Annotated in this window: 6 protein-coding genes; 3 read left to right on the forward strand and 3 right to left on the reverse strand. The window is 74.5% G+C overall.

What is annotated here, in order from left to right:
* Nucleotides 1-17: 17 nt before the first annotated feature.
* Nucleotides 18-437, forward strand: coding sequence for a lantibiotic dehydratase C-terminal domain-containing protein (locus ACFRMQ_RS37630; protein WP_380735367.1), 420 nt, complete (start codon nt 18-20; stop codon nt 435-437).
* A 211-nt stretch (nt 438-648) separates the two neighbouring features.
* On the opposite strand, the gene ACFRMQ_RS37635 is transcribed toward ACFRMQ_RS37630, so the two are convergent.
* From ACFRMQ_RS37635 to ACFRMQ_RS37645, 3 genes are all read right to left on the reverse strand, one after another.
* Complete coding sequence (locus tag ACFRMQ_RS37635) at nt 649-1,374, reverse strand: dienelactone hydrolase family protein (RefSeq protein WP_380735368.1); 726 nt, start codon at nt 1,372-1,374, stop codon at nt 649-651.
* Nucleotides 1,375-1,620: 246 nt separating this feature from the next.
* The gene (locus ACFRMQ_RS37640) at nt 1,621-1,986 is read right to left on the reverse strand and encodes a nuclear transport factor 2 family protein (RefSeq protein ID WP_380735369.1); all 366 of its coding nucleotides are present in this window, start codon (nt 1,984-1,986) and stop codon (nt 1,621-1,623) included.
* Complete coding sequence (locus ACFRMQ_RS37645) at nt 1,983-2,750, reverse strand: SOS response-associated peptidase (protein ID WP_380735373.1); 768 nt, start codon at nt 2,748-2,750, stop codon at nt 1,983-1,985. The genes ACFRMQ_RS37640 and ACFRMQ_RS37645 overlap by 4 nt, the downstream gene beginning before the upstream one ends.
* A gap of 142 nt (nt 2,751-2,892) precedes the next feature.
* On the opposite strand from ACFRMQ_RS37645, the gene ACFRMQ_RS37650 reads away from it, so the two are divergent.
* Both ACFRMQ_RS37650 and ACFRMQ_RS37655 read left to right on the forward strand, forming a co-directional pair.
* Nucleotides 2,893-3,954, forward strand: a complete 1,062-nt coding sequence (locus ACFRMQ_RS37650; protein ID WP_380735370.1) for an alpha/beta hydrolase family protein — start codon at nt 2,893-2,895, stop codon at nt 3,952-3,954.
* A 6-nt stretch (nt 3,955-3,960) separates the two neighbouring features.
* A complete protein-coding gene (locus ACFRMQ_RS37655; protein WP_380735371.1) occupies nt 3,961-5,166 on the forward strand; it encodes a saccharopine dehydrogenase NADP-binding domain-containing protein in 1,206 nt (401 codons plus the stop codon).
* The last annotated feature ends 83 nt before the right edge of the window (nt 5,167-5,249 follow it).

Here is a 5,249-nt window from a genome sequence, read left to right on the forward strand (position 1 = left end):
TACCGAGGAGGCGCACGATGAGTGACCCGGCCGAGGGCCAGGGGGCCGTGAACGGCTGGGACGTGGTGCTGTACCACTACCAGCCCGACAAGGCCCGCGCGTTGCGCGAGGCCGTGCTGCCGCTGGCCGGCCGGCTGGCCGCCGAGGGGTCGGCCGTCCACGTCGAGCGGCACTGGAAGTTCGGGCCGCACCTGCGGCTGCGGCTCCGCGGCCCGGAGGCGCGGGTGGCCGAGGCGGCGTGTCGGGCCGCCGAGACGCTACGGCAGTGGGCCGACACGCACCCGTCCGTCGCCGACCGGTCGGACGAGGAACTGCTCGCCGAGGCCGCCGTCGCCGGGCGGGCGGAGCTGGTCGCGCCGCCGTACGGGCCGCTGGTGCCGGACAACACCGTGGTGGCGGCGCCCGTCGACCCGGCTGCCGAGTCCCGCCGCTGCTGAGCGCCCTGCTCGCCGCCGCCGGCGCCCAACGGCTGCTCTGCGCCGTCGCCGGACTGCCGGACCCGGGCGCGTCGGTCGACGACCCCCGGCTCCCCCTGGGCCGGCCCGGAACCGACCCGACGATCATGGAGTGAGTACGGTCGGCCCGTCCCGGCTCCCCGCGCCGCCGAGCTGCTCGCCGACTACGGTGCGCCCTAGGGTCGCCGACGGATCACTCGGTGATCGGCAGGCACTCGGCGAGCAGGTCGACGATGTCACGCCAGGCTCGTTGCGCGTGCCGTGGGTGGTAGCCGACGCCGGGGAGCACAGCGTGGTCGACCGGCGGGTGGTGGAAGGCGTGCAAGGCGCCGCCGTAGACCGCGAGGCGCCAGTCGACGCCCGCGGCCTGCATCTCGGCGGTGAACGCGTCCCGTTGCGCGGGTGGCATGATCGGGTCCTCCGACCCGACCCCGGCCCACACCGGGCAGCGGATGCGCGCCGTCTCGCCCGGTCGGCCCGTGGTCAGCGCGTTGACTGTCCCGATCGCGCGCAGGTCGACGCCGTCGCGCCCGAGTTCCAGCGCGATCGCGCCCCCGGTGCCGTAGCCGAGTGCGGCGATCCGGTCGGGGTCGGTCCGCGGCTCGGCGCGGAGCACGTCGAGCGCGGCGTGGCCGATGCCTCGCATCCGGTCGGGGTCGGCGAGGAGCGGCATGCAACGGGCAAGCATCTCCTCGGGGTCGCCCAAGTAGCGCCCGCCGTGGAGGTCGAAGGCCAGCGCCACGTATCCCAGCTCGGCGAGAGCGTCGGCCCGGCGGCGCTCGACGTCGCTGAGCCCCACCCCCTCGGGCCCGACCAGGACCGCGGGCCGGCGGCCGGCACCGGCCGGGAGCGCGAGGTGCCCGATCATCGTCAGTCCGTCGGCCGGGTACTCGACCGTGCGCGTGGTAACCGTCGTCATGAGTCTGGAGCGTAGTGATCGCCGGGCCGGTGGGGCCGGTGTTCTGCCGCAGGCAGAAGGCGGGTGTCCGGCGCGCGCGGGCGCGGCGATCTCGTGGAGCCGGGAGGGCACGAGCCCGCGGGCCGGCACGCCCCGCACCGTGACCGATTCGACGTCGCGGTGCCGACCGCCGGTGGCCGACTCGCCTTCGTCGTGGGCGAGTTCCCCTGGGTCCGGCGGGTCGGGCAGCCCGGTGGGGCGGTGGGTTCACGGCACCACGGGTGCCTTCGGGTCCGGCTGCCGCCCGCCGAAGAAGACCTGCACCTCGCGGATCAGCCCGTCCCGCACGGTGATCGCCTCGACGTTGCGGTACCGCCCGCCCGTGGCCAACTCGTACTCGTAGTGGGCGAAGACGAGTTCCCCGTCGGCGGGCGTGACGTGCAGCAGCCGCTGTTCGCCGAACCGGTCGGCGGTGGGGAAGCACCGCCGGAAGTACGTCTCCTTGTCGATGCGGTCGTCCTGCGGGCTGGTGAAGGTGAAGTCCTCGGCGTACAACGGCTGGGCCGCCTCCCGGTCCTGTGACCGGTAGTGGCGGAACGCGGCCTCGACGACGCTCGCGGGGGTGCCGGTCATCTGCTCTCCTCGGTTCGCTCCCGGTCCGCCAGGCCCAGTGGGTCCGGGGCGGTGTCCAGCAGTTCGGGGCCGTTGTTGCGGACGCTGTTGACGGTGGTGGGGACGGCGCGCACGCGCAGGGCGCCGTCGGCGGGGCGGCGCAGCAGGTGGTGGAGTTCGGCGGGCTCGGTGTGGGCGGGGGAGAGCCAGGTGGCGAGGTCGTCGGGGGCGATGGTGAGCGGCATCCGGTCGTGGACGCGGCCGGCGGAGTCGGTGGCGTCGGTGGTGATCACGGTGGCGGTGGCGAGCCACGCGAGCGGGTCGCCCTCGGGGCGGGTGCGGTCGCGCCAGAACTCGTAGAGGCCGGCCATCAGCATCAGGCCGCCGGTGCTGAGGAAGTACGGCTGCTTGTACTTCTTGCGGTCGGCGGTGGCGGGGACCTCGCGCCACTCGAAGTAGCCGTCGGCGGGGATCACGCAGCGGCGGGCGGTGAAGGCCTTGCGGAAGGCGGGCTTGGTGTCGACGGTCTCCGAGCGGGCGTTGATCATGCGGGCGCCGCCGGACGGGTCCTTGGACCAGGACGGGACCAGGCCCCAGCGCAGCGGGCGTAGTTGGCGCAGCAGTTCTCCGGTCTCCTGGTCGACGCGCTCCAGGACGGCCGGGACCGGGTCGGTCGGGGCGACGTTCCAGCTCGGCGCGAAGGCCTCGGCCGGGTCCCACCGGAGCTCGCCGAGCAGCGAGACGAGGTCCTGGGGCGTGGTGGTGGAGACGAAGCGGCCGCACATGCCCCTCAGCCTGCCACGCCGTACCGACAACGCCGTACTGACGACGGCGTGCCGACGGCGGCGTACCGGCAACGGCGTGCGGTCACCGGTGGCGTCGCTTGAATCGTTCATATCTGATACGTTCGTTTTTGAAACGAGCGATATGAAAGTGAACGATATGGTCGGGGTGAAGATGTTCGGCAGACGCCGGTGGCTCTGGGTGTCACTGCTGTCCGCGGTCGTGCTGCTGGTCGGCGCGGGCGGCTGGGTGGTGTACCAGAACGAGTACGACATCACGGAGGAACGGGTCACCGTCACCGGCGGCAAGCAGCCGCTCCAGGCCGTGCTGGCCCGCCCGGCCGGCGGCCACGGACCGTACGGACTGGTGGTCTTCGTCCACGGCGACGGCCCCATGGACGCCACCCACGACACCTTCTACCGGCCGATGTGGGAGGCCATGGCCAAGGCCGGGTACGCGACGCTCTCCTGGGACAAGCCGGGTGTGAACAACGCCCCCGGCAACTGGCTGGACCAGAGCATCCAGGACCGCGCCGACGAGACCCTCGCGGCGGTCCGCTGGGCCAGGACCCAGCCCGGCATCGACCCGGACCGCATCGGGCTCTGGGGCGCCAGCCAGGCCGGCTGGGTGATGCCCAAGGCCGCCCGGCAGTCCCCGGACGTCAAGTTCGTGATCGCCGTCGCCCCCGCCGTCAACTGGCTCCGGCAGGGCCGCTACAACCTGCTCGCCGAACTCCGGCAGCGCCACGCCTCACCCGAGGAGACCGCCGCCGCCGTCGCCCGCAGCGACCGCGACCTGGCCGCGCTGCGCGCCTCGGACACCTTCGAGCAGTACCGGGCCGCCGGCGGAGGCACCGAGGGACTGACCCCGGATCGCTGGGCCTTCAACAAGCGCAACCACCTCGCCGACGCCACCGAGGACGTCGCCGCCCTCCGGGTGCCGGTGCAGCTCGTCCTCGGCGGCCAGGACGTCAACGTCGACAGCGACGACACCGAGGCCGCCTACCGCCGCCTGATCGGCACCCCGGGCCTGCTGCACGTGCTCCGCTTCCCGGACTCGACCCACAACATCGTGCCCAAGGACATCGAGGACTCCGAGCTGCGCAGCACCTTCCTGGCGATCGCCGCGCCGCGCTCGCTGTTCACCCCCGGCTACCTCGACGGCATGCGGAACTTCCTCACCTCACTCGACCACCGGAAGGGCTGACCCACGATGAGACTGCTCGCCCTCGGCGGAGCCGGCGCGATGGGCCGGGTCTCCACCCGCGTCGCCGCCCGGGTCGTCGCCGGCCTGTCCGGCGACGTACCGCCCGGCGCCCACGAGGTGGTGATCGCCGACCGCGACCTCGACGCCGCCCGCCGCGCCGCCGCCGTCCTCGCCGCCGGCTCGCCCGTGCCCGTGCGCGCCGCCCGGGTGGACGTCACCGACGGCCGGGAACTGCGTGCCGCCCTCGCCGACGCCGACGCCGTGCTGAACACCGTCGGCCCGTACTACCGCCACGGCCTCGACGTGCTGCGCGCCGCGATCCGCACCGGCACCCACTACCTGGACATCTGCGACGACTGGGAACCCACCCTCGCGATGCTGGAACTGGACGGCGAGGCCCGCGCCGCCGGCGTCCGCGCGGTGATCGGCCTGGGCGCCAGCCCCGGCATCAGCAACCTTCTCGCCGCCCGGGCCGCCGCCCGCCTCGACACCCTGACCGACGTCCACACCGCCTGGCCGGTCGACGTCGGCGCCGCGGCCGGCGAGGACACCTCGCTGCGCGACCCGGACGGCGCGGTGTCGGCGGCGGCCGTGCACTGGATGCAGCAGATCAGCGGGACGGTCGCGGCGGTGGAGGGCGGCCGGCTCGTCCGGCGGCGCCCGCTGCGCCCGGTCACCCTCGACCTGCCCGGCGGCCGCCACGGCACCGCCTACACCGTCGGCCACCCGGAGCCGGTCACCCTGCACCGCAGCCTGCGGCCCGGCGGAGACGCGGCCAACCTGATGGTCCTCACCACCGGCACCGCCGCCTACCTGGACGTGCTGCGCGAGGACCTCGACTCCGGCCGGCTGACCAACGAGAGCGCCGCCGCCGATCTGGACCGGCCCACCGTGCGCCGCACCCTGCGCGCCGCGGCCCGCGCCCCCCGGCTGCGCGGCCCGGGCACCCTCCCGCCGTTCTTCGCCGCCGCCACCGGTACGCGGGACGGGCGCCCGGCCACCGTCCTCGTCCACCTGGCCGGGGCGGACGGGCTGCTGGCGGACATGGCGGAGGCGACCGGTGTCCCGGCGGGCCTGGGACTGGCCCAACTGCTGGACGGGACGGTGCGCTCGGCGGGGGTGCACCCGCCGGAGGCGGTGATCGACGGGGAGCGGTTCTTCGCCGACCTGGCGCGTGAGTGCCCCGGCGTGGAGGTGGTGGAGGAGCTTTAGGACAGGCCTGGAACGAGGACGCCTCGGAGCGCCCGGCCGTACGCGCGAAGGCCCCCTGCCGACGGGCAGGGGGCCTTCAGGGG

This window comes from Kitasatospora sp. NPDC056783, assembly GCF_042789895.1.
In the GTDB taxonomy this organism is placed as follows: domain Bacteria; phylum Actinomycetota; class Actinomycetes; order Streptomycetales; family Streptomycetaceae; genus Kitasatospora.